23 protein-coding genes are annotated in these 25901 nt (G+C 61.6%); 18 read left to right on the top strand and 5 right to left on the bottom strand.

Features of this window, described 5'->3' with window-relative positions:
• The first annotated feature begins 12 nt into the window (after positions 1–12).
• The 10 genes from ABD013_RS13615 (at position 13) to ABD013_RS13570 (ending at position 8973) form a co-directional block, all read left to right on the top strand.
• On the top strand, positions 13–846 hold the full coding sequence (locus ABD013_RS13615) for an ABC transporter substrate-binding protein (protein WP_343806846.1): 834 nt from the start codon (positions 13–15) through the stop codon (positions 844–846).
• Positions 843–1817 carry a FecCD family ABC transporter permease gene (locus tag ABD013_RS13610; RefSeq protein WP_343806843.1) on the top strand — a complete coding sequence of 325 codons (975 nt, stop codon included), beginning with the start codon at positions 843–845 and terminating at the stop codon, positions 1815–1817. The genes ABD013_RS13615 and ABD013_RS13610 overlap by 4 nt, the downstream gene beginning before the upstream one ends.
• Positions 1808–2563: an ABC transporter ATP-binding protein gene (locus ABD013_RS13605; protein ID WP_343806840.1), complete on the top strand. Its 756-nt coding sequence runs from the start codon at positions 1808–1810 to the stop codon at positions 2561–2563. The genes ABD013_RS13610 and ABD013_RS13605 overlap by 10 nt, the downstream gene beginning before the upstream one ends.
• Before the next feature lie 19 nt (positions 2564–2582).
• On the top strand, positions 2583–3251 hold the full coding sequence (gene bluB / locus ABD013_RS13600) for a 5,6-dimethylbenzimidazole synthase (protein WP_343806837.1): 669 nt from the start codon (positions 2583–2585) through the stop codon (positions 3249–3251).
• Positions 3252–3257: 6 nt separating this feature from the next.
• Positions 3258–3815 carry an LOG family protein gene (locus ABD013_RS13595; RefSeq protein ID WP_343806834.1) on the top strand — a complete coding sequence of 186 codons (558 nt, stop codon included), beginning with the start codon at positions 3258–3260 and terminating at the stop codon, positions 3813–3815.
• A 274-nt stretch (positions 3816–4089) separates the two neighbouring features.
• Positions 4090–4617, top strand: coding sequence for a bifunctional adenosylcobinamide kinase/adenosylcobinamide-phosphate guanylyltransferase (gene cobU, locus ABD013_RS13590; protein ID WP_343806831.1), 528 nt, complete (start codon positions 4090–4092; stop codon positions 4615–4617).
• Complete coding sequence (gene cobT, locus ABD013_RS13585; protein ID WP_343806828.1) at positions 4614–5651, top strand: nicotinate-nucleotide--dimethylbenzimidazole phosphoribosyltransferase; 1038 nt, start codon at positions 4614–4616, stop codon at positions 5649–5651. The genes cobU and cobT overlap by 4 nt, the downstream gene beginning before the upstream one ends.
• Positions 5648–6202 carry a histidine phosphatase family protein gene (locus tag ABD013_RS13580; protein WP_343806825.1) on the top strand — a complete coding sequence of 185 codons (555 nt, stop codon included), beginning with the start codon at positions 5648–5650 and terminating at the stop codon, positions 6200–6202. Before cobT ends, ABD013_RS13580 begins: the two co-directional genes overlap by 4 nt.
• Positions 6199–6930, top strand: coding sequence for an adenosylcobinamide-GDP ribazoletransferase (locus ABD013_RS13575; RefSeq protein ID WP_343806822.1), 732 nt, complete (start codon positions 6199–6201; stop codon positions 6928–6930). The genes ABD013_RS13580 and ABD013_RS13575 overlap by 4 nt, the downstream gene beginning before the upstream one ends.
• A 192-nt stretch (positions 6931–7122) precedes the next feature.
• Positions 7123–8973: a sensor domain-containing diguanylate cyclase gene (locus tag ABD013_RS13570; RefSeq protein WP_343806819.1), complete on the top strand. Its 1851-nt coding sequence runs from the start codon at positions 7123–7125 to the stop codon at positions 8971–8973.
• A 54-nt stretch (positions 8974–9027) separates the two neighbouring features.
• Here ABD013_RS13570 and ABD013_RS13565 read toward each other — a convergent pair whose 3' ends face one another.
• Together ABD013_RS13565 and ABD013_RS13560 are read right to left on the bottom strand one after the other, a co-directional pair.
• Positions 9028–12117 carry an efflux RND transporter permease subunit gene (locus ABD013_RS13565; protein WP_343806816.1) on the bottom strand — a complete coding sequence of 1030 codons (3090 nt, stop codon included), beginning with the start codon at positions 12115–12117 and terminating at the stop codon, positions 9028–9030.
• Complete coding sequence (locus ABD013_RS13560) at positions 12114–13223, bottom strand: efflux RND transporter periplasmic adaptor subunit (RefSeq protein ID WP_343806813.1); 1110 nt, start codon at positions 13221–13223, stop codon at positions 12114–12116. The genes ABD013_RS13565 and ABD013_RS13560 overlap by 4 nt, the downstream gene beginning before the upstream one ends.
• 93 nt (positions 13224–13316) lie before the next feature.
• Between ABD013_RS13560 and ABD013_RS13555 the strand changes: the two genes are divergently transcribed.
• The 4 genes from ABD013_RS13555 (at position 13317) to ABD013_RS13540 (ending at position 18103) form a co-directional block, all read left to right on the top strand.
• On the top strand, positions 13317–13916 hold the full coding sequence (locus tag ABD013_RS13555; RefSeq protein WP_343806810.1) for a TetR/AcrR family transcriptional regulator: 600 nt from the start codon (positions 13317–13319) through the stop codon (positions 13914–13916).
• A gap of 108 nt (positions 13917–14024) precedes the next feature.
• On the top strand, positions 14025–15389 hold the full coding sequence (locus ABD013_RS13550; protein WP_343806807.1) for an NfeD family protein: 1365 nt from the start codon (positions 14025–14027) through the stop codon (positions 15387–15389).
• Between the two features lies 1 nt (position 15390).
• Positions 15391–16185: a slipin family protein gene (locus tag ABD013_RS13545; RefSeq protein WP_343806804.1), complete on the top strand. Its 795-nt coding sequence runs from the start codon at positions 15391–15393 to the stop codon at positions 16183–16185.
• 124 nt (positions 16186–16309) lie between these two features.
• Positions 16310–18103, top strand: a complete 1794-nt coding sequence (locus ABD013_RS13540; RefSeq protein WP_343806801.1) for an EAL domain-containing protein — start codon at positions 16310–16312, stop codon at positions 18101–18103.
• 74 nt (positions 18104–18177) lie between these two features.
• Here the strand turns inward: ABD013_RS13540 and ABD013_RS13535 are convergent, their stop codons facing one another.
• Complete coding sequence (locus ABD013_RS13535; RefSeq protein WP_343806798.1) at positions 18178–19803, bottom strand: BCCT family transporter; 1626 nt, start codon at positions 19801–19803, stop codon at positions 18178–18180.
• Positions 19804–20202: 399 nt separating this feature from the next.
• On the opposite strand from ABD013_RS13535, the gene ABD013_RS13530 reads away from it, so the two are divergent.
• The 3 genes from ABD013_RS13530 (at position 20203) to ABD013_RS13520 (ending at position 22974) form a co-directional block, all read left to right on the top strand.
• Positions 20203–21120: a LysR substrate-binding domain-containing protein gene (locus ABD013_RS13530; protein ID WP_343806796.1), complete on the top strand. Its 918-nt coding sequence runs from the start codon at positions 20203–20205 to the stop codon at positions 21118–21120.
• A gap of 250 nt (positions 21121–21370) precedes the next feature.
• Positions 21371–22357 carry an acrylyl-CoA reductase (NADPH) gene (acuI, locus tag ABD013_RS13525; protein WP_343806794.1) on the top strand — a complete coding sequence of 329 codons (987 nt, stop codon included), beginning with the start codon at positions 21371–21373 and terminating at the stop codon, positions 22355–22357.
• A gap of 29 nt (positions 22358–22386) precedes the next feature.
• The gene (locus ABD013_RS13520) at positions 22387–22974 is read left to right on the top strand and encodes a peroxidase-related enzyme (protein ID WP_343806791.1); all 588 of its coding nucleotides are present in this window, start codon (positions 22387–22389) and stop codon (positions 22972–22974) included.
• A gap of 66 nt (positions 22975–23040) precedes the next feature.
• Here the strand turns inward: ABD013_RS13520 and acuR are convergent, their stop codons facing one another.
• Both acuR and ABD013_RS13510 read right to left on the bottom strand, forming a co-directional pair.
• Positions 23041–23691, bottom strand: a complete 651-nt coding sequence (gene acuR, locus ABD013_RS13515) for an acrylate utilization transcriptional regulator AcuR (RefSeq protein WP_343806788.1) — start codon at positions 23689–23691, stop codon at positions 23041–23043.
• Positions 23692–23745: 54 nt separating this feature from the next.
• Entirely contained in the window at positions 23746–24555 is an 810-nt protein-coding gene (locus tag ABD013_RS13510; RefSeq protein WP_343806785.1) for a 2'-5' RNA ligase family protein, read from the bottom strand.
• Between the two features lie 80 nt (positions 24556–24635).
• Between ABD013_RS13510 and ABD013_RS13505 the strand changes: the two genes are divergently transcribed.
• Positions 24636–25886, top strand: coding sequence for a DUF3422 family protein (locus ABD013_RS13505; protein WP_343806782.1), 1251 nt, complete (start codon positions 24636–24638; stop codon positions 25884–25886).
• The last annotated feature ends 15 nt before the right edge of the window (positions 25887–25901 follow it).

Raw genomic sequence — 25901 nt, 5'->3', positions numbered from 1 at the left:
CGGTGCCGGTCAGTGGCACTTCGCGGGCTTCTGCTGCTGATTTTCAGCCTGATGGCACTGCCCGCCATGGCTGCGGAACGGCCGGAACGCGTGGTCTCGCTGGATCTGTGCATGGACCGGATGCTGGCATTGCATGCCGACCGCGCACAGGTTGCCGCTCTGTCGCCGATGCACAAGCGATTCCCGCTGCCCTGGCCCCTGGAGGGCTGGCCCAGCCATGACGGCTCGCTGGAACAGGTATTCAGCCTCAAGCCGGATCTGATTATCGTCGGCCAGCACAATGCGCTGATGTTGCGTAAGCGCTTGCAAACCCTGCAGAAGCCGGTAGAGCTGGTAACCTTGCCGCGCACGCTGGAGGCGATCGAAGCCTATGAGCGCCGTGTGCTGCGTCTGATCGGGCGCTCGCCGGATTTGGCCCATCCTGCGCCTGAACCTCGTGAGCCTGCCGTTGATGCTCCCCGCCTGCTGTTGCTGGGCCCCAACGGCATAGGTACCGGCCCGAACACCTTTGAAGACCAGATCATTCGTCAGGCGGGTTGGCGCAATTATTTGACCGGGGTACGCTACGAGCGGCTGGATCTGGAGCGAGTGGTTACTGACCCGCCCGACGCCATTTTATGGAGCAGTCCGGATGCGCAGGCGCTGGCCAGCCGCTTTGCCGACCACCCGGCGCTGAAGCACAGTGTGTCTGCCAGCGACTGGCTGCCGACCGAGAACTGGCGCTGGCAATGCCCCGGGCCCTGGACCTGGGAGCTGATCGAACAGTTGCGCCATCAGCTACAACAGTTACCACACCTGTTACAAAGCCCTTCACAACACTTTTTACAAAACATGAGGACGAAATGACCTCCGCACTGACCCTGTTGATGCTGCTGACCGCGCTGGTGTCGCTGCATGTGGGCTCCAGCGATATCGCCGTGCTGGATGGCCTCTGGCAATGGCTGCAGGGCGCTGACAGTGCTGCCGCCATCGTTATCGGTGAGATCCGCCTGCCTCGTACCCTGCTGGCGCTGACCGTCGGTGCGGCGCTGGGTATGAGCGGTGCTGCCCTGCAGGGGCTGCTGCGCAACCCGCTGGCTGATCCGGGGCTGACCGGTGCCAGTCAGGGCGCGGCACTGGGCGCTGCCAGTGTGTTCTATTTCGGGCTTTTCCCGGCGGCGGGTGCGGCGGCCCCGGCGCTGGCCGGGTTGATCGGTGCCGGCATCGCCATGTCGCTGATGCTGCTGTTGGCCGGCCCTTCGCGACAAGCGATGGTGATCATGGCCGGGCTGGCAATCTCCACCCTGACCGGTGCGCTGCTGGCGGCGGTACTGAACTTTGCGCCCAACCCCTTTGCCCTGTCTGAGCTGGTGTTCTGGCTGCTTGGCTCGGTATCCGAACGGGGGCTGGATCACTTGTGGATATTGCTGCCGGCGCTGCTGCTGGGAGGTGGTCTGATCTGGAGCCAGCGCCGTTTGCTGCTGGGCCTGAGCCTCGGTGAGCAGGTGGCGCAGAGCATGGGGTTGTCCTACACCCGCGGCAGCCGCCTGATCATCCTCGGCGCGGCCCTGCTGGTGGGGGCCTCGGTGGCGGTGGCCGGCGCCATCGGTTTCGTGGGCCTGCTGGTGCCTCACCTGGTGCGCCCGCTGGTGCGCAACCGGCCTGACCGCGTTCTGATTCCGGCGGCATTGGTCGGCGCCATTCTGGTCTGTCTGGCTGATATCGTTGTGCGCGGCATGCCGCCGGGGCGTGAGCTCAAGCTTGGTGTGCTGACCTCGCTGATCGGCGCGCCCCTGTTCATCTGGCTGGTCTGGCAGGAGCGCAAGAAATGGCTCTGATCTCGATCGAACAGCTGCAGCTGGACAGCCGTCTGGCCGGTATCAATTTGTGCCTGGAACCGGGTGAACTGCTCGGCGTGATCGGTCCCAACGGCGCGGGCAAGTCTTCGCTGCTGGAGTGCATCGCAGGGCTACAGCCCTATGGCGGGCGCATCGCGCTGGAAGGACAGGATCTGAGCCGACTGCATGGCCTCAAGCGGGCGCGGCGCATTGCGCTGTTGCCACAGCGCTGCCAGAGTGCCTGGGCGCTGAAAGTGGCCGATGTGATTGCGCTGGGACGTCTGCCCTGGGGCGACGAGGATGCCAGCCTGATCGAACAGGCGGCCGAGCACACCGGTGTCGCCGAATGGCTCGACTCCCGCGTCGATCACCTCTCCGGTGGCGAGCAGGCGCGCGTTTGGCTGGCACGGGTACTGGCCGGTCAGCCCGATATCATTTTGGCTGACGAGCCACTGGCCAGTCTGGATCTCCACTACCAGCAGCGCGTGCTGGAGCTGCTGCGACAGCATGCACAGGCGCAGCGCAGTGTTATCCTGTCGATTCATGACCTGAATCTGGCGGCCTGTTGGTGCGACCGGCTGATGCTGCTCGACAGCGGCCGCGTGCATGCCATCGGCACGCCAGAACAGGTGCTGACGCCGGACGCGATCCGGCAGGTCTATCAGGTCGACGCCAAAGTCGATTTCAGTGGTGAGCAGCCGCTGATTCAGGTTATGAAACAAGTACCGAAACAAGTGCTGCGATAGCTTGCAACAGGAGAGCAGGATGAGCCCAAACCCCTGGCAGTTCAGTGAAGCCGAGCGTGATGCGGTTTACCGTGCCATCCGCGAGCGGCGCGATATGCGCCACTTCAGCGGCGAACCCCTGGATCCCGAGATTCTGAAGCGGCTGTTGCAGGCCGCCCATCAGGCCCCCAGTGTCGGCCTGATGCAGCCCTGGCGGTTTATCCGCATCACCGATCAAACACTGCGTCAACGGATCCGCGGACTGGTGGAGCAGGAGCGCCAAGCCACCGCCGATGCGATGAACGAGCGCGAGGCCGAGTTCCTCCGCCTCAAGGTAGAAGGCATGGACAGGTGCGCCGAGGTGCTGGTGGTGGCGCTGATGGACCAGCGCGAGAAGCATATCTTCGGCCGCCGCACCTTGCCGGAGATGGATCTGGCCTCGGTTTCCTGTGCCATTCAGAACCTCTGGCTGGCCGCCCGTGCCGAAGGTGTCGGCGTCGGCTGGGTCTCGCTGTTCGACCCCGAGGCGCTGGGTGATCTGCTGCAGATGCCGGCCGGCAGCAAGGCGATCGCCGTGCTCTGTATTGGCCCTGTGGACAAATTTTACGAACGGCCGATGCTGGAACAAGAGGGCTGGGCCGAGGCACAGCCGCTGGAGGCCCTGCTGGCGGAGAATCGCTGGCCTGAAACCGAATCACACCAGGAGTAAGCGATCATGAAAATCACCGTTTTTTGCGGCGCCAGCTACGGCCACAACCCGGTTCACCGCGAGGCTGCGGTTGAACTGGGGCAGTTTTTCGCCCAACAGGATATTGAACTGGTCTTCGGCGGCGGTCATGTGGGCCTGATGGGTACCATCGCCGATGCCGTACTTGAAGCCGGTGGCCGGGTGCATGGTGTGATCCCTGAGTACCTCCAGTCGCGTGAATTGGCCCATGATGGCCTGACGGTGCTGGAAGTGGTGCCGGACATGCACGCGCGCAAGGCACGCATGGCTGAACTGGCCGATGCCTTTGTCGCTCTGCCCGGTGGCATCGGTACGCTGGAAGAGCTGTTCGAAGTATGGACCTGGGGACAACTGGGTCATCATGCCAAGCCGGTGATCCTGTACAACGTCAATGGTTTCTACGACCGTATGCTGGACTTTGTCCACAGTCTGGATACGGAAGGCTTTATCAAGCCCGCGCATACCGCAATGTTGCAGGTTGTGGATAACCCTGAAGCCCTTTTGTTGGCCGTGCAGCAATACCAGGCGCCCGCTGACAAGTGGTGATTTGGTGACCAGATCTGGTTGACAAGGTACAACTCGAAACGCAATTTTTGCGGCACTGCACAATAAGGCGGAGGAGCTGATATGACGCTGCGCAGCTGAATTTGGGGCTGCAGGAGCGGGGGGATCGCAAATTGAGCGTTGGCTGGAGGCGGAAGGGCAGCATCTGGGTAAACGCAGCAGTTTCAATCTGCGGACGGAGTTTCTGTAATCCGCCGGTTCACGGTTACACTAGTGAGGTAAGGCCACCCTCATAACCGACCCGGCGGAGAATTCTGTGATTCGACTCATCCTCGGTGGTGCCCGCTCCGGCAAAAGCCGGCAGGCGGAGCAGCTCGCCCTCGCATCCGGACGCGACGTCTTCTATATCGCCACTGCTCAAGCCCACGACGACGAGATGCTCAAGCGCATCGAGCGGCATCGGGGTGAGCGCCCCGTACATTGGCAGACCGTAGAGGAGCCGCTACAGCTGGCGGCGACCATTCTGGCTCGGCAGGCGCCGGACCGTTGCCTGCTGATCGATTGTCTGACGCTCTGGGTGACCAACCAGCTGCTGGACGATGCCAACATGCAGGCCGAGCGGGAAGCGCTCTGCGCGGCGCTTGAGAATGCGCGCGGCGAAATGATTCTGGTCAGCAACGAGACCGGCATGGGTGTGGTACCCATGGGCGAGCTGAGCCGTCGTTTCAGTGACGAGGCCGGCTGGCTCAATCAGTCGGTGGCGGCACTGGCCGACCAGGTGGTGCTGATGGTGGCCGGCATTCCGATGGTGATCAAGGGACCGGCGCTGGAGCGCCGTCGATGAGCTGGATTGAACAGGGAGCCAAACCGATTGATCAGCCGGCACAGCGGGCGGCCCAGGAACGCCAGCAGCAATTAACCAAGCCGATGGGCGCATTGGGCCAGCTGGAGCAGCTGGCGATCCGTCTGGCCGGCATGCAGGGGCGAGTGTGTCCGCAGCTGGAGCGGGTCAGCATCGCGGTCTTCGCTGCCGACCATGGCGTTACGGCAGAAGGGGTTTCGGCCTATCCGCAGGCGGTCACAGCGGAGATGATCCGCAACTTTGCCCGCGGTGGTGCGGCGATCAGTGTGGCCGCACGGGTGCTCGGCGCCCAGTTGCGTGTCTGGAATCTGGGCACGGTGGTGGAGCTGGAAGCGCTCACCGGTGTTGAGTCCCGCATCATTGCGCCACAAAGTGGCAACCTGATGCACGCGCCGGCGATGACCGCCGCACAACTGCAGCAGGCGCTGGATACCGGGCGTGAAGCGGTATTGCATACCCCTGCCGAGCTGTTCATCGGTGGCGAGATGGGCATCGGCAATACTACGGCCGCCACGGCTCTGGCCGCCGCGCTGCTGGAGCAACCGGTGGCTGAACTGGTCGGACCAGGCACAGGGCTGGACACTGATGGCATGTCGCACAAGTGTCGGGTGATCGAACAGGCGCTGCTGCGTCATGGCGCCGACCGTGATCCGCAGGGGCTCCTGGCCTCGCTGGGCGGGTTCGAGGTCGCCGCGCTGACCGGGGCTTACCTGACCTGCGCCCAGCAGGGCATCCCGGCGCTGGTCGACGGTTTTATCTGTACCGTAGCGGCTCTGCTGGCCTGCCGACTCAATCCCGCCGTGGCTGACTGGCTGCTGTTTTCCCATCACTCCGCTGAACCCGGTTACCGTTTGCTGCGCCAGGCGCTGCCCTCCACCCCGCTGCTGGATCTGGGGTTGCGTCTGGGCGAGGGCAGCGGGGCCGCCATGGCCGTGCCTTTGCTGCGCATGGCCTGCAGCCTGCATGAGCAGATGGCCACCTTTGCCGAAGCGGCCGTGTCGGAGAAGTGCTCATGAGCCATTTGCGTATCGACCTGCTGCGACACGGCATGACCGAACGGGGCAACTGTTTTCTGGGCCGTACCGATGCCGCTTTGACCACGGAAGGCTGGCAGCAGATGGAGCAGGGACTGGCCGATATCAGGCCGCAGGATTATGAGCGTATCTATTGTTCACCGTTGCAGCGTTGTGCCGCTTTTGGTCGCGAGTGGGCCGGATCCTGCCGGCTGCAGATTGACGAACGCCTGCGCGAATACGATTTCGGTGACTGGGACGGCGAAACCGCGGCCCAGATCCATGCCCGTGACCCGGAACCGCTGGGGCGTTTCTGGGCCGACCCCTGGCATAACCCGCCGCCCAATGGTGAATCCCTGGCCGATTTCTTTGCGCGTCTGGAAAACCTGATCGATGAACTGCAGCAGCGTCATCAGGGGGCTGTGCTTCTGATCTGTCATGGCGGCGTCATTCGTGCCCTGCACGCTATTCTCAACGGTTTGCCGGTCAGCGAGATGTTCAACTATCCGGTGGGACATGGCAGCCTGCATTCGCTTAAGGATGCGCGCCGATGAAGGGACACTGGCAATCCTTTCTCTGCGCGCTGCAGTTCCTGACCATGATTCCGGTACGCCTGTCCGGCATGCCCGATGCCGTGACCCAGGCCCGAGCGCTACTGTACTACCCGCTGGTGGGATTGCTGCTCGGGGCCTTGCTGGTGAGCCTGGCCGGACTGAGTCAGGGGTTGCCGGCAGGTGTGCAGGCAACGCTGGTGCTGCTGCTCTGGTGTGCCCTGACCGGAGGGCTGCACCTGGATGGCCTGGCCGACAGCGCCGACGGCTGGATGGGTGGTCTGGGCGATCGTGAGCGTACCCTGCAGATCATGAAGGACCCGCATGTCGGCGCGACGGGGGCGCTGGCGATGATGCTCCAGCTGCTGCTCAAGTGGAGCCTGCTGCAGGCGCTGCTGGCGGAACAGCTTCTCTGGCCGCTGATGCTGGCGCCGCTGGTCGGACGCTGCGCCGCCCAGTGGCTGCTGCTGACCACGCCTTACGCACGTCCTCAGGGCATCGCCCAGGGCCTGCAGCAGGCTCCACGCACGCCGGTCTGGCTGACAGCAGCCGTACTGACTTGGGTGCTGCTGGGCAGTCATCCGTTGCTGGTACTGCTGCCGCTGCTGCTGTTCTGGTGGCTCAGGCGGCAGATGCTGGCACGGCTGCAGGGTTATACCGGCGATACCGCCGGCGCCCTGATCGAACTGATTGAGGTTGCCGTGCTTGGTGCGGGCTTGAGCCTGATCTAGCACATATCAAGAATACCGGGCGATTGTCAGAATTGTATTTAAGCCATGCGCATGGCTGTAAAAGGAACCTGAACCCCAGAGTCTTCGGGGACGCTGTAGGTTAGGATGATGCAGAAACATAGATTGCGGTATCCGCAACGCAGGTATTTCTGGTCAGTAGGTCTGTTGGCAATCACCCTGTTGGTGGTTTTGGTGGCACTGGGCCTTTTTCGCTCGTTGCAGCAGGAGGAACAGCTGCAGCAACAGCAACGGGATTACTATCTGGCACAGCTGCAGCACAGTATCAGCTCAACCCTGACTGCCGTAGAGCAGGATGTCAGCCGGCTGACCTATTCACCCCTGTTGCAGCATTTTCTCGAGCAGCCCTCGGAGCTCTGGCTCCAGCTGCTGCAGCAGAGCTATCTTTCCCTGGCCCGGCTCAGGCCCGACTACGACCAGATCCGCTTTATTGACCGGGACGGTATGGAAGTGATCCGCATCAACCGCTTGCAAGGCGGCGATGCCTATGTGGTGCCGGGGGCGCAACTGCAGAGCAAGGCACACCGCTACTACGTGATCGAAGGATTGCGTCTGGCGCAGGGTGAGCTCTACTTGTCCCCGCTGGATCTCAATATCGAGCAAAATGATGTTGAGGTACCTTACAAGCCGATGCTCAGGATCTCCATGCCGGTCTATCAGAGGCAGCAGCTGCAGGGACTGGTGGTGATCAACTACCTCGGACAGCAGCTGCTGGATAACCTGCAGTCTGCCCTGCCAGAGCGTATATCGCCGCTGCTGTGGAATGCATCCGGGCACTGGCTGCATGGTGGAGAAGGGCGTGACTGGCAATTCATGTTTACCGAACGAACGGGCCTGTCGGTGGAGTTGCCGAGCCAGTGGCAGCTGGCCCAACAGCAGACGCAGGGCCAGCTCACCGCAGGCAATGACTGCTATGTGTACCAGTGGGTCAATCACGACAGTGACCATCTGAAAGCTCCGCGCTGGCTGCTGGGATTCAGGGACGAAGGGCAGGGCTGTACTGCCCTGCAGGCCCGTTATATGAAACTGGGTGGCCAGCTGCTGGCGGCAGGACTCGGCGGCGGGCTGTTGCTGCTCTGGGGTGGATGCCGTTTGCGGCAGCGTCAGTGGCACATGGATCAGCATATTCGCCACAGAGAGCATCAGCTGCGGCTGATCACCGATGAGGTGGGCAGCGGCCTGATCATGGTGGATCAGCAGGGCTGTGTGCGCTGGATGAACCCGGAAGCCGAGCGTCTGCTGGGCTGGACCGAAGCGGAGCTGCTGGGGCAGGAGCTTCATCCGGTGATCCACGTGACGCTGAGCGGACAGGTGCTGCATGCAGAGGCCTGCCCGACGCTGGAAGCGCTGCGCACCGGCGAGCGTCAGCATGCCGAGCGTGATTTCTTCCGTACCCGTGAGGGTAATATTCTGCCGGTGCATACCACGGTGACGCCGTTGCTCGAAGAATCCTGTGAGGGGGGCGCCGTGATCACCTTCAGTGATGACAGCGGCCATCTGGAAGCTGAAAACCGGCTGCGCCATCAGGCGATGACCGATGAACTGACCGGCTGTCTGAATCGCCGGGCGACCCTGCAGCTGCTGGAGCGATTGCTGGCCTCGCCGGACAGCCAGCCTGGGGTAGTGTTGTTCGATATCGATCACTTCAAGCAGGTGAACGACCGTTACGGTCATGCCGCCGGTGACCGAGTGTTGTCCTACTACGCGCAGGAAATCCGCGAGCTGCTGCGTTCCGGTGACGGCTTTGGCCGTATCGGCGGCGAGGAGTTCCTGATTGTGCTCGACGATATCCACATGGACAGCCTGCTGCAATTGGCCGAACGTTTTCGTCAGCGCTTCGATGAGCGTCGTTGCCCGGTCGATGAGCACCGCCTGCATGTCACTGCCAGCTTCGGGGTGGCGGTGCGCCAGCCGGGTGAGTCCGCGCATGCGCTGATGGTGAGAGCCGATACCGCGCTCTACCGGGCCAAGGAGCAGGGCCGCAACCGGGTGGAATGGGCGCCAGAGCTGGAGCGCTCGGCCTGAGGAGCATGGGTTCAGCGGCTGGTGTCTGGAGAGACCGCCAGCCTCTCGGTCTGATCAAGGCATGGCGGCAGCGGGTGCTGACGAACTTTCGAACCTGCGCCTGAGCGCCATCTGCCGGAACAGGGTCGGCACGAAATAGAACGACAACAGCGTGGTCAGCAGGGTGCCGCCGGCGATGGCGGCGGCGAACGGCGGCCAGAAGCCGCCACCGGCCAGAATCAGCGGCATGAACCCCCCGATGGTGGTGATGGTGGTCGACAGGATATGCCGGCTGCAGCCGGCGACCGCTGTGCGGATCGCCTTGGTATCTCCGCGTGCTGCGTTGGGATCGGCCTTGAGTTCAGCCAGAATCACGATGGCGGCATTGATCGCCAGTCCCATCAGGCCCAGCAGGGCGATGATCACGGTAAACCCGAACGGATAGTCGAACAGCCACACGGTCAGCAGGCCGAGGCCGGCTGACTGCAGGGCCGTGGCGAAGATCAGCAGGCTGATGCGGAAGGAGTTGAACGACAGCACCACCACCATGACCAGCAGCACGACGATGATGCCCAGATTGGCCAGCAACTTGCCGACGGCATCATTGCGTTTGGAAGCCTCACCACCGATCTCCATGCGATAGCCGGCCGGCAACTGGAAGTTGGCATCCTGTAACGCCTGCTCGTACGCCGTCAGCACCTGACTGGGCAGTATCCCGAAGGCCGGGTAACCCTCGATCACGTTGACCCGTTCACCGTCGCGACGGGGGATATCGCCACGACTCGGCTGCAGCTGGATCTCGGCCAGTGCACTCAGCGGTATATTGCCGGCCTGAGGTGTGCTGATGTGAAACTGTTCCAGCGCTGCGGGCGATTGGCGCCGATCGGTGTCGATCCGTACCCTGATCGGAATCGACTCGGTACTTTGCAGAACCTCGCCGGCCGCAACGCCCTGCAGGGCTCCCTGCAGCTGGCCCGCAAGCCCTTGCAGCGGCAGTCCGGCCAGGCGGGCGGCATCTTCATCCACCTCGAGCCAGATCTTGGGCGTGCCCGGTTGCAGCGTGGAACGGGTGTGCATCACATCGGGCACCGTCGACAGTATGCGTCGGGCCTCGTCGCCGAGTGTTCTCAGCTGGTCCAGCGAGGGGCCGTACAGGCGCAGTTCCACCGGTGCAGTAAAGGGCGGGCCCTGGTCCAGCCGTCGCACCAGTATCTGGGCGCCGGGCAGGGCCTGGTCCAGCTGGGCCTGCAGTTGCGGGATCAGCCGGTTGGCACTGCTGAAGTGATCGCTGGTCACCATCGCCTGGGCGTAGTTGGGCTTGCCCTCATGCAGCGGCATCATGTTGTAGTAGAACGAGGGCGCATTGCTGCCGAGGAACCAGGCTACCTGCCTGATCTCGGGCTGTTGCTGCAGGATCGCGTTGATGGCCCGGGTCGTGCTGCGGGTTTGCGCCAGACTGGCCTGAGCGGGCAGATGCAGCTCGATATGGAACATGTCGCGGTCCGATGGCGGAAAGAACTGCTCGGTCAGCTGCCCGGCACTCCAGAAACCGGTCAGCGGCAGGATCAGGGTCAGTCCAGCGGCCAGCCGAGGGCGCTTCAGCGCCAGCGCCAGGCTTTGATTGAAGGCCCGGGCCAGCCGTGGCAGGTGTAGCCCGGTGCGGTACCAGTGGTCATGACCGCGGCTGCCGGGGCGCAGGAAGCGCCCGGCCAGGGCCGCGATCAGGGTGTGTGACAGCAGCCAGGAGCCGATCAGGGAAAAGATCACGCTGATGGCGATGCCGCTGACAAACTCGCCGGCAGCCCCGGGCATCAGTATGAGTGGCATGAAGGCCAGTACGGTGGTCAGTGTCGAGCCCAGCAATGGCAGCCAGAGGTGGCGCACCGATGCGATCACCGCCATGCGGGCCGACTCGCCCTGCTGGCGGCGGTGCTGAATGCTGTCGACCATGACGATGGCGTTGTCGATCATGATGCCCAGCGCGACGACCAGACCGGTGACCGACATCTGGTGGATCGGCAGTCCGTAGAACTTCATGCAGGCCAGCGTGAAAAGGGTGGTCAGCGGCAACGCCAGTGCCGTAATCAGCGCGGCACGCAGGCCGAGCGTCAGCAGCAGTACCAGCAGGATCAGCACGAACCCCTGGCCGATATTGAGCACCAGCTGCTGCAGCCGGGTTTCGGTATAGCCGCTCTGGTCGAACAGCATACGGCTGGTCACGTTGGCCGGCAGGCTGGCGTCGAATTGTGCAAGCCGTTCGCGGGCGGTCGCGCTCCATTGGTCCACGCGCAGATGCGGCAGCATGCGAACGCCAACCACAAGTCCCTGATGGCCATCGAGCCAGGCTTCTTCACGGGCCGGCAGGTAGATGCCTTCACTGACCTCGGCGATATCGCCGACCCGGCTGAGATAGCCGTGATCATCCGTAGTCAGCGGAATCTGGCGAATGCGTTCGACTCTGTCCAGCGCGCCCGTGAGTTCGACCTGGAGCTGGACATGGTCATTACTGATCTGGCCGGCGGATGTGCGGGCATCCGCCTGACGGACGGCGGAGGCGATGGCCGGCAGACTGAGGCCGCGGCTACCGGCCTGTTCGGGATCCACATCGATGCGAATCTCCTCCTGCTGCTCACCGTAGATCGCCACATAGTCGGTGCCGGGCAGGGCGCGCATCCGGCTTTCCAGTTCCCGGGCATAACGTCCCAGCGTGGCCAGGTTTGCCGCTGAGTCACCCTGCCACTCCAGTCCAACCAGCAGGGTAAAGGCATAGCCGCGGTTGTCTTCCAGCTTCGGTGGCTGGGTGCCTGCGGGCAGGCTGGGTGTGACATCGTTGAGCAGGTCGCGGGCACGGGACCAGACTGGAGCCACATCCTCGATTCTGTCCTGAAGTTCGATGCTGACGATGGAGATACCGGCACGGGAGGTGGAGCTGATCTCCTTGATCTCGGCCAGCTCGCGGAGCTTGTTCTCGATCGGCTCGGACACCTGAGCCTCGATCCGTTCGGCGCTGGCCCCCGGCAGCTGAGTAATCACCGTGGCGATACGCGCCAGTATCCGCGGGTCTTCCATGCGTGGCAGCGTGTGCAGGGCGGCACCGCCGGCCACGATCAGCAGGGCCGTGAGCAGCGCCAGCAGGCGTCCATTGAACAGGGCCGAAGCGATCATGGCTGGGCTCCGGCCGTTTCAGGCTGGGGGCTGACGCGCTGCCCGGGCACGATGCGATGCAGTCCACGGGTAATGATCTGCTCGCCGGGTTGCAAAGCCCCGGTGATGTAGGCGCTGTGCGTGGTGCTGTGCAGGACGCGGACGTCACGGACTTCGACCCGACTGCCGGCGTCGCTGTCACGCACTACGTACACGTTCCACAGTCCTCGTACGCCGTCGGTCAGCGCGCTCAACGGAACCTCGAAGCCGTCAGCGGGATAGGTCTGTGGCAGCCAGAGCTGGGCCAGGGCGCCGTTGACCAGCGGGATGGGTTCGATCGGTGTCAGGCGTACCGGCAGGGTACGGCTGCCGGGGTTCAGGTCGGCCCCGATACTGAGCAGGCGCGCCGGTACCTGGCGATCGCCGATCTGGACGCTGTACTCACGGTCCGGTCGCAGTACTGCGGCGCGCTCCGGCGGGATGCCGATATTGAATTCGGTGTTTGACTCGGCCAGCAGCTGCAACACGGGCTGTCCCGCGGCCAGGACTTCGCCCTCGTCCGCCAGGCGGCGCCCGATACGAGCGGCAAAGGGGGCCCGGAGCACCGACTTGTCCTGCAGCAGCTGGTTGCTGGCCAGCGTGCTGTCGATCACGGCGATGGAGGCCTGCAGTGCGTCCACTTCGGCCTGGAGTTCATCACGGTTCTGGGTCGATGCATAGCCCTTGCGCTCCAGTGCAACCAGTCGTTCGAGGCTGATCCGGGCCAGGCGCAGGCGGGCGCGGGCTTCATGCCGTTGCGCCTGGAGGCGTGTGGCTTCGGCCTGAAGCAGGCGGGTATCGAGTCGGGCCAGGACCTGATCGGCCAGGACCGGGTTGCCCTCGTCGACCAGTACCTGTTCCAGCTTGCCGCCGGCCTCGAAGCCCAGAGCACTGTTCTGTGCCACCTCGACCCGTCCGGCGAAACGTTGCTCTACGGTATAGGCTCCCCGGGGGGCCAGCGCCTGTACACTGACACTGAGCGGGCGCGCCGAGGGTTGAGGCGTGGCAGCAGAGTGGTCCGAGCAGCCCGATATCAGCAGCAGACAGCTAACCAGGGTCACAAGAAGGGAGTCTCGGGGCATCGTCATGGCGTCATTCCCGCTATAATAAGTAGACCAGTGAGTCCAGTTTAGGTTTGTTAGACTGGACTGTCCAGTTTGATTTTGAAGCAGGAGTCGACCTTGAGACCCAGCAGTGCCGCCAAGCGGGAGCAGATTCTGGAAGCTGCCTCGATACTTTTTGTTCAGCACGGCTATACCGACACCAGCATGGAGACGGTGGCCCAGCATGCCGGTGTGTCCAAACAGACGGTGTACAGCCACTTTGGCAACAAGGACGAACTGTTTACCGCCGCCATTCAATGCAAATGCCAGCGCTATGAACTGAGCGACCTCTTTGCTGCGACCGAGGGGGCGTTACGGGAACGCCTGCTCGATATCGGCCGCCAATTCGTCCAGCTGATACTGTCGGAAGAGGCGTGCCGGGTGCATCGCACCTGTGTCTCCCAAGTGGATACCCAGCCGCAGGCGGCCGAGCTGTTCTTTGCAGCAGGGCCGCAGACGGTGATCTCTGGCCTGAGCGAGATGCTGGCCCGTGAGGCCGCCAACGGACAACTCCGCATCACCAATCCGCGGCATGCGGCGATTCAGTTCCTGCTGATGGTGCAGGGTGAGGCGCAGATCCGCTCGGAACTGGGCATAGAGCCTCAGCTGGACGAGGCCGAGATCGATGCCTATATCGTCAGCAGTGTTGACCTTTTCCTGCGCGGTTACGCGGCCTGATCATCCGGGCGGCCCCTGGGTCGTCTGTCTTCCTTCCTGACTTTCATCCGGTACCTGACTGCGTCCTGCCATTGATCTCCTATACTGCAGGCATCTGTGGAGGTAGCGATGATGACAAGCTTTTTCCGTTCGCTGCTCTGCCTGTTACTCCTGAGTAGCCTGCCGCTGGGCGGCATGGCACAGGCTGAGGCGGCAGAAGCCCCTGATAACGCGGTTTGGGTGCTGCGTCTGGAAGCCGTGGTCGGGCCGGCCAGTGCGGACTATCTGGTCCGGGGGCTGGAGCGCGCCGCTGAAAGCCGAGCACAGGCGGTTGTACTCGAGATTGATACGCCGGGTGGGCTGGACCTGTCGATGCGACAGATGATCAGCGCCGTGCTGGCCTCGCCGGTGCCGGTGATCGGCTATGTGTCTCCGGGCGGCGCCCGTGCCGCCAGTGCCGGTACCTACCTGCTGTACAGCTGTCATATCGCGGCCATGGCCCCGGCGACCAATCTGGGCGCAGCGACGCCAGTGGCCATTGGCGGCGTGCCCAGTATCGATCCGGAACCCGGGGCCGATAAAGACCCGGCCGCGTCCAAACGCAGCGGCAGTGCCATGGAGCACAAGATCATCAATGATGCCGTGGCCTACATCCGCAGCCTGGCCGAGTTGCGCGGGCGCAACGCCGACTGGGCCGAGCAGGCGGTACGTGAGGGCAGCAGCCTCAGTGCGTCAGAAGCGCTGAAACAGCAGGTGATCGATTTGATGGCGGATGACCTGGACCAGCTGCTGGCGCAGCTGGAAGGCCGCGAGATTGATGTCGCCGGGCGCCCTCTGACACTGCAGCTGAGCGCTGCCCCACGGGTCGAGTACCAGCCGGACTGGCGTACCGAATTCCTCGCCATCATTACCAACCCCAATATGGCCTACCTGCTGATGCTGATCGGCATCTATGGCCTGATCTTCGAATTCTCCAATCCCGGCTTCGGTGTGCCCGGTGTGCTCGGTGTCATCAGCTTGATGATCGCGCTGTACGCCTTCCAGGTACTGCCGATCAGCTATGCAGGACTGGGGCTGATGCTGCTCGGCATCGGCCTGATGATCGCGGAAGCCTATGCACCCAGCTTCGGCATTCTCGGTATTGGTGGTGCCATCGCCTTCACGGTGGGCTCGATCATGCTGATGGATACGGACCTGCCCGCCTATCGCATCGCCTGGCCGGTGATCATCGCCTTCGGTGTCAGCACGCTGCTGGTGGCCTTCGGCGTGGTCGCGATGGCGCTGCGGGCGCGCAATCGGCCGCAGACCCTGGGGACCGATGCGGCACGGGGGCAGCTGTTGGCGGTGGAGCAGATTCATGATGGACAGGCGATGGTGCGTTTCGAGAGTGAACTCTGGCCGGTACGCTGCGCTCAGCCGCTGGCACCGGGTGACCAGGTACGGGTAACCGGCAGTGCGGGCCTGCATCTGTTGGTTGATAAACAGGAGAGATGAGATGTTTGGTTTTCCCTACTTCATGACGACAGTGGTTGTACTGGTAATCCTGCTGCTGATATCCATGTTCCGTATTCTGCGCGAATATGAACGAGGAGTGGTCTTTCTGCTGGGCCGTTTCTACCGAGTCAAGGGCCCCGGGCTGATCATTATCGTGCCGGTGATTCAGCAGATGGTGCGTGTGGATCTGCGTACCCTGGTGATGGATGTGCCGACCCAGGACGTGATCTCGCGCGACAACGTGTCGGTGCGTGTTAACGCGGTGATCTATTTCCGCGTGGTCGACCCCGAGCGGGCGGTGATTCATGTGGAGAACTACCTGGAAGCGACCAGCCAGTTGTCGCAGACCACCTTGCGCTCGGTACTGGGCCAGCACGAGCTGGACGAGATGCTGTCGGAGCGCGACCAGCTCAATATCGATATCCAGAAGATACTCGACAAGCAGACTGATGCCTGGGGCATCAAGGTCGCCAACGTGGAGATCAAGCATGTGGATCTGGACGAGAGCATGATCCGCGCCATTGCTCGTCAGGCGGAGGCCGAGCGCTCACGGCGCGCCAAGGTGATTCATGCCTTGGGCGAACAGGAGGCGTCGGAACAGCTGTTGAAAGCAGCCCAGACGCTGGCGCAGCAGCCGCAGGCCATCCAGTTGCGCTACATGCAGACGCTGACCGAGATCGCCGGCCAGCATAGTCATACCATCGTGTTTCCGCTTCCGGTGGACCTGTTCAGCCAGTTCCAGGACTGGGCAGCCAAGGCAAAACAACCGGATGCCGGTTCAGCGTCTGACAGTTGAGCCAGACTGGTGTTGTTTACATAGATATATGACTCTGTGGTATAAATGCCCGGGGAGTGTCATGTTTTTGTAATAAGAATCAGTGGGTTAAGCCAGTTTAAAGGGCTAGCATAGAAGGGATGCCATGTTGTCTGCAACAGAAACCGAGCTCGATCTCAGTCTTGGTGAGCTTGATCATATTCTGGGCTTGCAGCAGGCAATTTGTGGCCTGGTGGCTGCCGATGCGCCTTACCTCGAGGTGATCGACGAAACCTGTCGTGTTGCTGAAAAACTGCTGCCGGGGGCTGTGGCCACCTTCATGCAGCTGGATACCGAAACCGGGCTCATGGCAATGCTCTCGGCGCCTAACGTGCCCCCTGCCGGTATCAGTCGTCTCAAGGAGCTGAAACCCGGGCCGGGCAGCGGCTCCTGCGGCAACGCCGTGTATCGCAACGAGCCGACCTTCGTGTACGACACCTTCAAGGACCCGCGCTGGTCCGATCTGCGCCAGCTGGCGCAGGATTTCAATCTCTGTTCTTGCTGGTCCGTCCCGGTTCGGGACGAGCAGGGTAATGTGATCGGTTCCTTTGCCCTGTCTTCGTTCGAGCACCGTGAGCCATCTGGCTTTCACAAGCGTCTGCTGGACGTGGGGGCTGCGCTGATCTCGATCGTGCTGGTGCGCCATGCCCAACAACAGCAAATGCAGGCGGAAAAGGAGCGTCTGGCCCTGGAGCTGTCGCGGGATGTCCTGACAGGGCTGCCCAATACCCAGAGCATGGTCGAGACGTTGCGCCACACACCTTCATCTGCGGCCCTGATCCTGCTGAACCTGAACAATCTGGGGCTGATTAATGCCCGCTATGGCGTAACGGTGGGGGACAAGCTGCTGCAGGCCTTCGCCGAGGCCCTGCTGCAGCTGGCAGGGCCGGGGAAGCTGTTCCGTGGCAGCGCGGACCAGTTTGTCCTGTTGTATGACGAGCTGGGGGCGCCCGAGGTCGAACTGGAGCGGTTGCGTGAGCACTTCTTCAGCCAGCCGGTTCGGCTGGACACGCTGAGCTTCCACCTGACCTTCAATGCCGGGGTGGCCGAGGGTGGGCAGGATCTGTTGCGGCGTGCCATGGTCGCACTGAAGCGAGCCCGGATGCGCGGCAAGAATGCTTCCCATATCTACAACCCCGAGACGGACGAGCCGGCGAAACAGCAGCAGGTCGACTACATCGGTTGGAACCTGCGCCTGCATGAGGCACTCAGGGATGGCGGGATAAAGGCCTGGTTTCAGGGTATCCATGACAACAGGGATGGTGCCATCGGCAAGTGGGAAGCGCTGGTGCGGCTGGAGCATGGCGGCGAGATCTTCGGCCCGGGGCAGTTCCTGCCGGTAGCCGAGCTGACTGGGCTGATGCCGGCCATTACCCGAGAGGTGGTCAAGCAGGCGGTCTATCAGCTGACCCAAGTTGCCGGCACCATTTCGATCAATATCACCGAAACGGATCTGGAGCTGGGCTATCTGCCCGAGTTTCTGGCCCAGGCGGTTCAGGCCCATGGCGTGGATCCACGCCGTTTGATTCTGGAGATCCATGAGGGCGTCAGCAGCGGCAGCAAGCAGGACTATCTTGAACAGCTGCAGCACCTGAAAAGCTGCGGCTATCAGCTGGCGATCGACGACTTCGGCACCGAGTACTCCAACTTCGAGCGCATTCTCGAGCTGGAGATCGACATGATCAAGATCGACGCCAAGTACATCCGCAACATCCACCAGGATGCGACCAGCTACGAGATCGTGCGGGCCATCGTGTTCTTTGCACGCAATGCCGGTATTCGGACGGTGGCCGAGTTTGTCCACTGCCAGGAGGTGCAGGCCGTGGTCAAGTCGCTTGGCATTGATGAATCCCAGGGCTTCCTGTTCAGTGAGCCGGCTCCCCAGCCTACAGCGGGCTGAAGGGGGATGCCGGCGCAACTTTCTGCTGGATTAGTTGCGCCGGTCCCTGAACCCGATGAGGTCTCCCCGGCTGATCAGCTCGGCTCACTGGCCGGCTGGGTCGCCGTGGCGCTGCGGCCCTCGGTCTGCAGCAGTGACTTGATCATCGAGGCGCACATCAGCACCATCACCAGCGAAAACGGCAGGGCGCCGATGATCATGGCGGTCTTGATGGCGCTCAGGCCACCGGCCAGCAGCAGTGAGCCGACCACCAGAGTCAGGATTACACCCCAGACCATACGATGGCGGCGCAGAGGGTCGCTGTTACCGCCGGCCATGATGGTATTCAGCACCAGTACGCCGGAGTCGGCGGAGGTCACCAGGTAGGTGATGATCAGCACAATTGAGCCGAATTTGATCAGTTCGGCGAGCATGCCCGAGGTCAGCAAGTCGATGGTAACGAAGAGCACAGTCGCGATGTTGTTGCTGGCGGCCTGAGTGATGGCACCATCTGCAGTACCGTTCAGTTCAAGGTCCAGACCGGTGCCCCCCATGAACGCCATCCAGGCGAAGCAGATCAGGCTCGGTATCAGCATGCAGCCGATGACAAACTCGCGGATAGTGCGGCCGCGGGAGATGCGCGCCAGGAATAGCCCGACAAAGGGGGCAAAGGCGATCCACCAGGCCCAGTAGAAAATGGTCCAGCCGTTCTGCCAGCCACCGATCTCGGTGCTGCTGTCCCATACCGCGAACGACATCGGCATCAGGTTGGTGGCATAGTCCACCAGGCTGTTACCGAACAGGACCAGACTGTACAGACTGGAGCCCAGCAGCATGAAAAATGCCAGCAATCCTATGGACAGGTAAACATTGATCTGGCTGAGCCACTTCACGCCACGGGTAACGCCGGTCAGGGCTGAAACGGTGGACAGCAGCATGACCAGTACCAGAGTGGCAATCAGCGCCGTCAGTGTGGGTTCACCATTGGCGTTGATCAGCAGGCCTGTACCGGTAATGAACTCCACCCCGGCGACCAGTTGGGTGACACCGGTGCCCATGGTGGTGGCAACGCCCAGGCTGGTGGCCACCACCGCCAGCACATCGATGGCATGTCCCAGTGGGCCGTTCAGCGAGCGGCCCAGCAGCGGGTAGAGGGTGGAGCGAATGGTCAGCGGCAGTCCCTTGCGGAAGGCAAAGTAGGCCATGCACAGACCGGCCGACACATAGATGCCCCAGGCGTGCAGGCCCCAGTGCAGGAAACTGTAGCGCATGGCGCTGGGCACGGCCGCGGCATTGCCGCCCTCGAGGCCGGACTGCATCAGTGCCGGATTGGACTGGAAGTGGTACAGGGGTTCGCCGATCGAATAGAACATCAGGCCAATACCCATGCCGGCGCTGAACATCATGGCGAACCAGGAGAAAAAGCCGAACTCGGGAGCCTCATCCTCGCGACCCAGACGGATGCGGCCATAACGGCTCAGTGCCAGCCCCAGGCAGAACAGCATGAACAGGCTGGCGGTATAGATGTAGTAGGTGTTGAACGTTTTCAGCAGCAGCCCGTTAACGGCACTGAGAGTGGCGACGGCCGCTTCTGGAAACACAACAGCGTAGAGCACGATCAGAGCGATAATCGCCTTGCTGATCAGAGTTACAAAAGGATTGAGTCCGGCGTAGAAACCGCTCTGGGAAAGACCGATTTCCATGGTATTGGAATAACTCATCGCAGACCTCCCGATTCTGTGGTCAACATATGAGTGTAAGTTGTGATGAAAGGGTATGGTTTTATATCGAACTTAAAGATAACCGCCTCCAGTTTTCAGGTTTAATGTAACCGGATGCATCAGTATTGCGGAGATTGTCCGGGCCGGATGCAGTCTGCGCTCGTGACCTGAAAGATCCTGCTCGCCTTGGGCAGTCTTCTTTCAAATTACTGTAAATACTGATTTCAAGGGTGTCCCTTGGCATCCGAGCGAAAGAGAGACAGCTGCCAGACCGCTCCTGAAGAGACATTCTTAGCCACTGTATTCATTGAAAGTCGGATAAAATGGAGAAAAATTATATAGTGATGCGATATATTGGAATACGCATTAAAAACTCATCATTTTAGATAACCTGAAGTTATGAAGAGCCTTAGGCATCGTTTGCCGACCCCGATCAGTCTGCTGGTGTTCGAGGCGGCCGGGCGGACACTGAATTTCACTCGCGCGGCACAGGAACTGCATGTCTCCCAGGCAGCGGTGAGCAAGCAGATTAAATATCTGGAAGACTACCTGGACTCTGAGTTGTTCGAACGGCATGGGCGGCGTGTGACGCTTACCGCCGTGGGCAGGCAGCTGCACCAGAAAGTCAGTGCCTCGTTCAACTATCTGGCCGGTGCCGTGGATGAGCTGAGAGATGTCAGCCAGCAGCATACGGTCACCCTGGCGGCCAATACGGCGGTATCACATTACTGGCTGGGCCGTGCCATCAGTGCCTATCAGCAGGCGCACCCTGCTCGCGAGCTCAATTTCCGTATTATTACCTCGGATACAACCGCAGACCTGTTCAGCCAGGATGTGCATATGGTCATTACCTACGAACCGGGGCCACATGCGGGCTGGGAAATGGAGCAACTGTTCCCGGAAGTACTGGTTCCGGTTGCCAGTGCGGCCTACCTGGAACGGCATCCTTTCGACGTCGGAAGCCAGCCCGAAAGCTTGCTGAGCCATATGCTGCTGGACGCGGAGCGGCTTGAACCTACCTGGATTGACTGGGCCTGCTGGTTGCAGTCTCAGGGGCTGAACGTGACCGATCTGGCAGTGGCAGGCCTGTTCAACAACTACATCATGCTGATCGATGCGGCCAAACGCGGTCAGGGCATCGCACTGGGGACACGTTACCTGCTGGATGACAAGCTGGCGGATGGCGACCTGGTCTGTGTCGGGGATGTCAGCATGACCTCAGGTCGCAGCTACTGGATCGCCCTGAACAACTCCCGCCCCCTGAACCGGAAGGTGCTGGGGTTGTACGATTTCCTGCGCAAGTTTACTCCCGTCTGATGGGTTTTTAGCCTTCAGAGCCCGACCCGGTTTCCTGTGAATAAAACCTCAAGAGGGTGTGCTTGTGAGTTGCCTGTTTGTCCATATGCGTCTTTCCACAGGTTACGAAAGAATCTCCTATGCTGAAAAAATGATCAGAGACATACAATAATTTGTAGACAAAGATACTGTTTTACGGCATTAATTAGACGGTCGTCTAATTAATTGTGACCGGCTTCCGGCCGGCATCACTCATCCCTCAGGAGGACTTATGTTCAAGGCTATCGTGCTCGACAAGGTGGAAGATCAGCAGACCGTTGCGTTCAAGGAGCTGGACGAGGCCCAGCTGCCCGAGGGTGACGTGACCGTCCGGGTGGCTTACACCACGATGAACTACAAGGATGCGCTGGCGCTGACCGGCAGTGCGCCGATCGCCAAAAGCTACCCGATGGTGCCGGGCATCGACTTTGCCGGCGTGGTCGAAACTTCTGACAACCCGGAATACAAACCCGGCGATCAGGTGGTGCTGAACGGCTGGGGTGTGGGCGAGAAGCACTGGGGTGGTCTGGCGGAGAAGGTGCGCGTACCGGGTGAGTGGCTGGTGCCGCTGCAGGCGCCTTTCACTCCGCGTCAGGCGATGGGACTGGGCACCGCCGGCTATACCGCCATGCTCTGTGTGCTGGCGCTGGAAAAGCAGGGTGTGAAGCCCACTGATGGCCCGATTCTGGTCACCGGTGCCGCCGGCGGCGTGGGCAGTGTGGCTGTCGCCGTGCTGGCCAAGCTGGGCTACGAAGTGGCTGCGATGACCGGTCGTCCGGAAGAAGCCGACTTCCTCAAGATGCTCGGCGCGTCCAGCATCGTTGATCGGGCCGAGTACAGCGAAAAAGGGCGTCCGCTGGCGAAAGAGCAGTGGGCCGGGGCGATTGACGTGGCCGGTGGCCAGGTGCTGGCCAATGTCTGTGCCGCGATGAAGTACCGCGGCGTGGTGGCGGCCTGTGGTCTGGCAGCAGGCATGGGCTTCCCCGCCACGGTGGCACCGTTCATTCTGCGGGGCGTGACGCTGGTCGGTGTCGATAGCGTGATGGCGCCCAAGGCCGAGCGCCTGGAGGCCTGGCAGCGTCTGGCCGCCGATCTGGATATCAGCAAGCTGGAACAGCTGGTGACAGAGGTGCCGTTTGACGAGGTACTGGAGAAGGCGCCGCTGATGATGCAGGGGCAGATCCGTGGCCGCATTGTGGTGCCTGTATCCGGCGAATAAGCAGTGATCATTAACAAGGAGTTGTCTAAATGAGTGAAGCCAAGCAGCATGCCATCAGCCGTTTCCCGGTCCCGGAACTGTCCGAGATGCCGGAGGATATCCGCGATCGGATTCTGGCGGTGCAGGAGAAGGCCGGTTTTGTGCCCAACGTGTTTCTGGTGCTGGCGCACCGGCCGGAAGAGTTTCGCGCCTTCTTCGCCTACCACGATGCCCTGATGGAGAAGCCGGGCAACCTGACGGTGGCAGAGCGAGAAATGATCGTCGTCGCCACCAGCAACCTGAACCAGTGTCAGTACTGCGTGGTGGCGCATGGCGCGATTCTGCGTATCCGCGCCAAGGACCCGCTGATCGCTGATCAGGTGGCGATCAACTACCGCAAGGCCGACATTACCCCGCGTCAGAAGGCGATGCTGGATTTTGCCATCAAGGTCTCGATGCAGGCGTACGAAGTGGGTGACGAAGATATGGCTACATTGAAGGCGCATGGCTTCGACGAAGAGGATATCTGGGATATCGCCGCCATCGCGGCGTTCTTCGGCCTGTCCAACCGAATGGCCAACGTGACCAGCATGCGGCCGAACGATGAGTTCTACAATCTCGGTCGTCAGCCACGCTGAGCCGACTGGTCGAGGGGCGTTTCAAGGCGCCCCTCGGTGGTGGTGATTCAGGCCGGTGGTTCAGGACTAAGAGTCGGCCTGCAGCCGCTGAAAGAAGCCTTCGGCGAAGATCTCCAGTGGCAGTGTGGAGGCTTCCAGCTTGGCTCTGAGGACGGCACCTTCCCAGCCGATCCAGAACCAGGCGGCCAGGCGGTCGCAGTCCAGCTCGGCGGACAGGGTTCCCTCGGACTGGGCTTCACGCAGGCAGCGGGCGGTTCGTTGCTGCCAGTCGGTGAAAACCGCACTGAGCTGCTGGCGAAAAGACTCCGGCAGCAGACTCATCTCCTGACCCAGGTTGCCGACCAGACAGCCACGACGAAATGCGTAGCGGGCCATCCCCTGTCCGGCATCATCGATGAAGTTCTTCAGGCGCTGCAGCGGCGCTACATCCGTATTGAGCAGGAAGCGGTCCAGCTTGCGCGCGAAATACTCACCATAGGCCTCGATCAAGGCCTGACCAAAGACTTCCTTGCTCTTGAAGTAGTGATAGAAGGACCCCTTGGGTATTTCGACCGAGCGCAGAATCTGATCGATGCCGACAGAGGAGTAGCCCTTCTCGGTCAGCATGGCGAGACCCGCCTGGATCAGGATCTGACGCGTTTCGGCGTAGGGGCGGGCGCTGTCCTTGGGCGGACGGCCGCGACGGCGTACGGGCTTTTCGGGATGGTCGGACGGCATGGTCTTTCGTTGTTCAAGAGTTAAGCGGATTATCGGCAGTATTAGACCGGGTGTCTAGTTTTGGCCGTCATTGATGGTCTGCTCGTTATCCACGGTATTCTCGTTATTGACGGCTCTTTCGGCGCCAGCGACCAGACGGTCGATGTCCGCCTGCTGCTTCAGTGCACAGACCCTGAGCTGCTCCTTGCGCATCTGCTTGATCGCCTCCAGCGGGTCGAGTGTTTCCCGCAGGTCATCGGTCTCGGCGGTGTCCTTCAGTTCGATCGAGTCTTTCACGGTCAGCTCCCCCTGAATCTCTTTGGTGGCGTAATAACATAAGTCTAACCGGTTTATTGGCAGTGGTGGCAGCGGCGGCAGCCGGGATACCAGTGTTGCCAGCCGGCTGTGGATATCGCTCAGCCGCCAGGCCTGTTGATAAAACCCCAGCGTGACATGGGGCCGGTAATGGCTGGCCGGGGTGTCCTCGGTGATGATGGACGCCAGCGTGCGACGGATCAGTGACAGACGATTATCCACAGATTGAACGCCGAGCCAGGGCGAGGTGGTAAAAGTGGATAACCCAGTAGCATTCAGCTGCAGTGTGGACAGATTCAGGGCGCTCAATGCATCCACCTGATTCCGCGCTTGCTCCGGGCTAAAGTGGAGGTTATCCACAAGGCCACAGGCAAACAGGGTGATATGGGGCTGACGAGCATAGCCGGGGTGCAGCAGCGGGGCCAAGTACTGCTGCAGATAGCGGATCCGCTCCAGCCAGAGCGGCTCCTCGACCGGCAGCGCCCAGACGGCATAATGGTGAATGCCCTGATGCCATTCGGGAAAGTCGCGTAACTCGGTGGCCAGCGTATGGGTTTCACCCGATGTCATGCTGTGCACAACTCCTTAATCTGCGTCTGGTATGCTCTGGGGTAGTCTCAATGTCCTGCCGTTCCGGGAGCCTTGCCAGTATGCATGACCATTCGCTGCGTGACCAAATCGTGTCTGAAGTCCACGCCCGTCCTTTCCAGAAGCTCAGCGCTCCGCTGGCGCTCTGTCATCAGGCGATCCTCTATGAGGGGGTAGCTGAGGAGGCGGTCAATCGCAGCGTACGTCATCTGGCCAGCGCTCGGGGACTGCCACTGCCGGACAACCGCGAAGGTTTTTTCTTTACTCGCAACGACCGCTGGGCGCTGAGATTCGAGCCGCATGGAGAATTTTACAGCCTGACGCTGTATGCACTGACGACCACTGTGCCGCCCGCCTTCAGTGACGCTGAGCGCGAACAGTTGCCGGGGGCCTTTCTCTGTGGCGTGGAAGTGATCTGCCAGCCGCATGAGGATGGTGATCTGGAGGCGCTGCTGGAGCAGCATTTTAACGACCATCAGGTGTCCGGGTCTGCGGTGATGGGCGCGGCGGGTCAGGTGTTTACCGATTTTCGTGAACGTCCCGACAGCCGCATGAGTCGGGTGCTGGTACTGCAGCAGCCGAAGATGATTGATTACCGCTGCGGTCGCCTGCTGCAGCGCATCTGCGAGATCGACACCTACCGTCATATGGCGTTGATGGGCCTGCCACTAAGCAATGAAGTGATGCCGGAGGTGACCGAACTGGACCAGTCTCTGGCGGAAACCGTGGCGGCGATTGCCGAGGCTCGCCGTGAACCGGCGGAGCTGGTACATCAGTTGATGCAACAGGCAGCGCGGGTGGAAGATCTGTCGGCTCGCAGTGCCAACCGCCTGGCGGCCTCCGAGGCCTACTTTGCGCTGATGTACAGCCGTATTGAGGAATTGCGCGAGGAGCGACTGGAAGGTATTCAGACCATCGAGCAGTTCATGGACCGACGGCTGGACCCGGCGCGACGGACCTGCCGTGCCACCGGTGAGCGCGTGGAGCGGCTGTCAAAGCGGATCGCCCGCTCCACCGACCTGATCCGTTCCCAGGTCGACCTCTCCATCGAAGGCCAGAACAAGGATCTGCTGGAGGGGCTGAACCGCCGTGCCCGCCGCCAGATCCGCATGCAGGCCAAGCTGGAAAGCTTCACCGTGATCGTGGTGACCTACTACGCCTTTGACCTGATCGATCGCACGCTGAGAAACATCCTCGGCGACACCGAACTGGAACGCCAGTTGTCACTGGGCCTGAGCCTGCTGGTACCGTTGATGGCGCTGGTGCTGTTCTGGTACCTGCGCCGTCTGCTCAAGGGTTATGACGAGGAGTGAGTCCGGGTCAGGGGA

The organism is Marinobacterium maritimum, assembly GCF_039523155.1.
Classification (GTDB): domain Bacteria; phylum Pseudomonadota; class Gammaproteobacteria; order Pseudomonadales; family Balneatricaceae; genus Marinobacterium; species Marinobacterium maritimum.
Note: the sequence above shows the minus strand (reverse complement) of the source record. Positions and strands in the feature narration are given on the sequence as shown.

Excerpts from the sequence above, each read along its gene's own strand:
- ABD013_RS13610 (WP_343806843.1), top strand. The coding sequence starts at position 843 with ATGACCTCCGCACTGACCCTGTTGATGCTGCTGACCGCGCTGGTGTCG.
- ABD013_RS13605 (WP_343806840.1), top strand. The coding sequence starts at position 1,808 with ATGGCTCTGATCTCGATCGAACAGCTGCAGCTGGACAGCCGTCTGGCC.
- bluB (WP_343806837.1), top strand. The coding sequence starts at position 2,583 with ATGAGCCCAAACCCCTGGCAGTTCAGTGAAGCCGAGCGTGATGCGGTT.
- ABD013_RS13595 (WP_343806834.1), top strand. The coding sequence starts at position 3,258 with ATGAAAATCACCGTTTTTTGCGGCGCCAGCTACGGCCACAACCCGGTT.
- cobT (WP_343806828.1), top strand. The coding sequence starts at position 4,614 with ATGAGCTGGATTGAACAGGGAGCCAAACCGATTGATCAGCCGGCACAG.
- ABD013_RS13580 (WP_343806825.1), top strand. The coding sequence starts at position 5,648 with ATGAGCCATTTGCGTATCGACCTGCTGCGACACGGCATGACCGAACGG.
- ABD013_RS13575 (WP_343806822.1), top strand. The coding sequence starts at position 6,199 with ATGAAGGGACACTGGCAATCCTTTCTCTGCGCGCTGCAGTTCCTGACC.
- ABD013_RS13565 (WP_343806816.1), bottom strand. The coding sequence starts at position 12,117 with ATGATCGCTTCGGCCCTGTTCAATGGACGCCTGCTGGCGCTGCTCACG.
- ABD013_RS13560 (WP_343806813.1), bottom strand. The coding sequence starts at position 13,223 with ATGACGATGCCCCGAGACTCCCTTCTTGTGACCCTGGTTAGCTGTCTG.
- ABD013_RS13550 (WP_343806807.1), top strand. The coding sequence starts at position 14,025 with ATGATGACAAGCTTTTTCCGTTCGCTGCTCTGCCTGTTACTCCTGAGT.
- ABD013_RS13545 (WP_343806804.1), top strand. The coding sequence starts at position 15,391 with ATGTTTGGTTTTCCCTACTTCATGACGACAGTGGTTGTACTGGTAATC.
- ABD013_RS13540 (WP_343806801.1), top strand. The coding sequence starts at position 16,310 with ATGTTGTCTGCAACAGAAACCGAGCTCGATCTCAGTCTTGGTGAGCTT.
- ABD013_RS13535 (WP_343806798.1), bottom strand. The coding sequence starts at position 19,803 with ATGAGTTATTCCAATACCATGGAAATCGGTCTTTCCCAGAGCGGTTTC.
- ABD013_RS13530 (WP_343806796.1), top strand. The coding sequence starts at position 20,203 with ATGAAGAGCCTTAGGCATCGTTTGCCGACCCCGATCAGTCTGCTGGTG.
- acuI (WP_343806794.1), top strand. The coding sequence starts at position 21,371 with ATGTTCAAGGCTATCGTGCTCGACAAGGTGGAAGATCAGCAGACCGTT.
- ABD013_RS13520 (WP_343806791.1), top strand. The coding sequence starts at position 22,387 with ATGAGTGAAGCCAAGCAGCATGCCATCAGCCGTTTCCCGGTCCCGGAA.
- acuR (WP_343806788.1), bottom strand. The coding sequence starts at position 23,691 with ATGCCGTCCGACCATCCCGAAAAGCCCGTACGCCGTCGCGGCCGTCCG.
- ABD013_RS13510 (WP_343806785.1), bottom strand. The coding sequence starts at position 24,555 with ATGACATCGGGTGAAACCCATACGCTGGCCACCGAGTTACGCGACTTT.
- ABD013_RS13505 (WP_343806782.1), top strand. The coding sequence starts at position 24,636 with ATGCATGACCATTCGCTGCGTGACCAAATCGTGTCTGAAGTCCACGCC.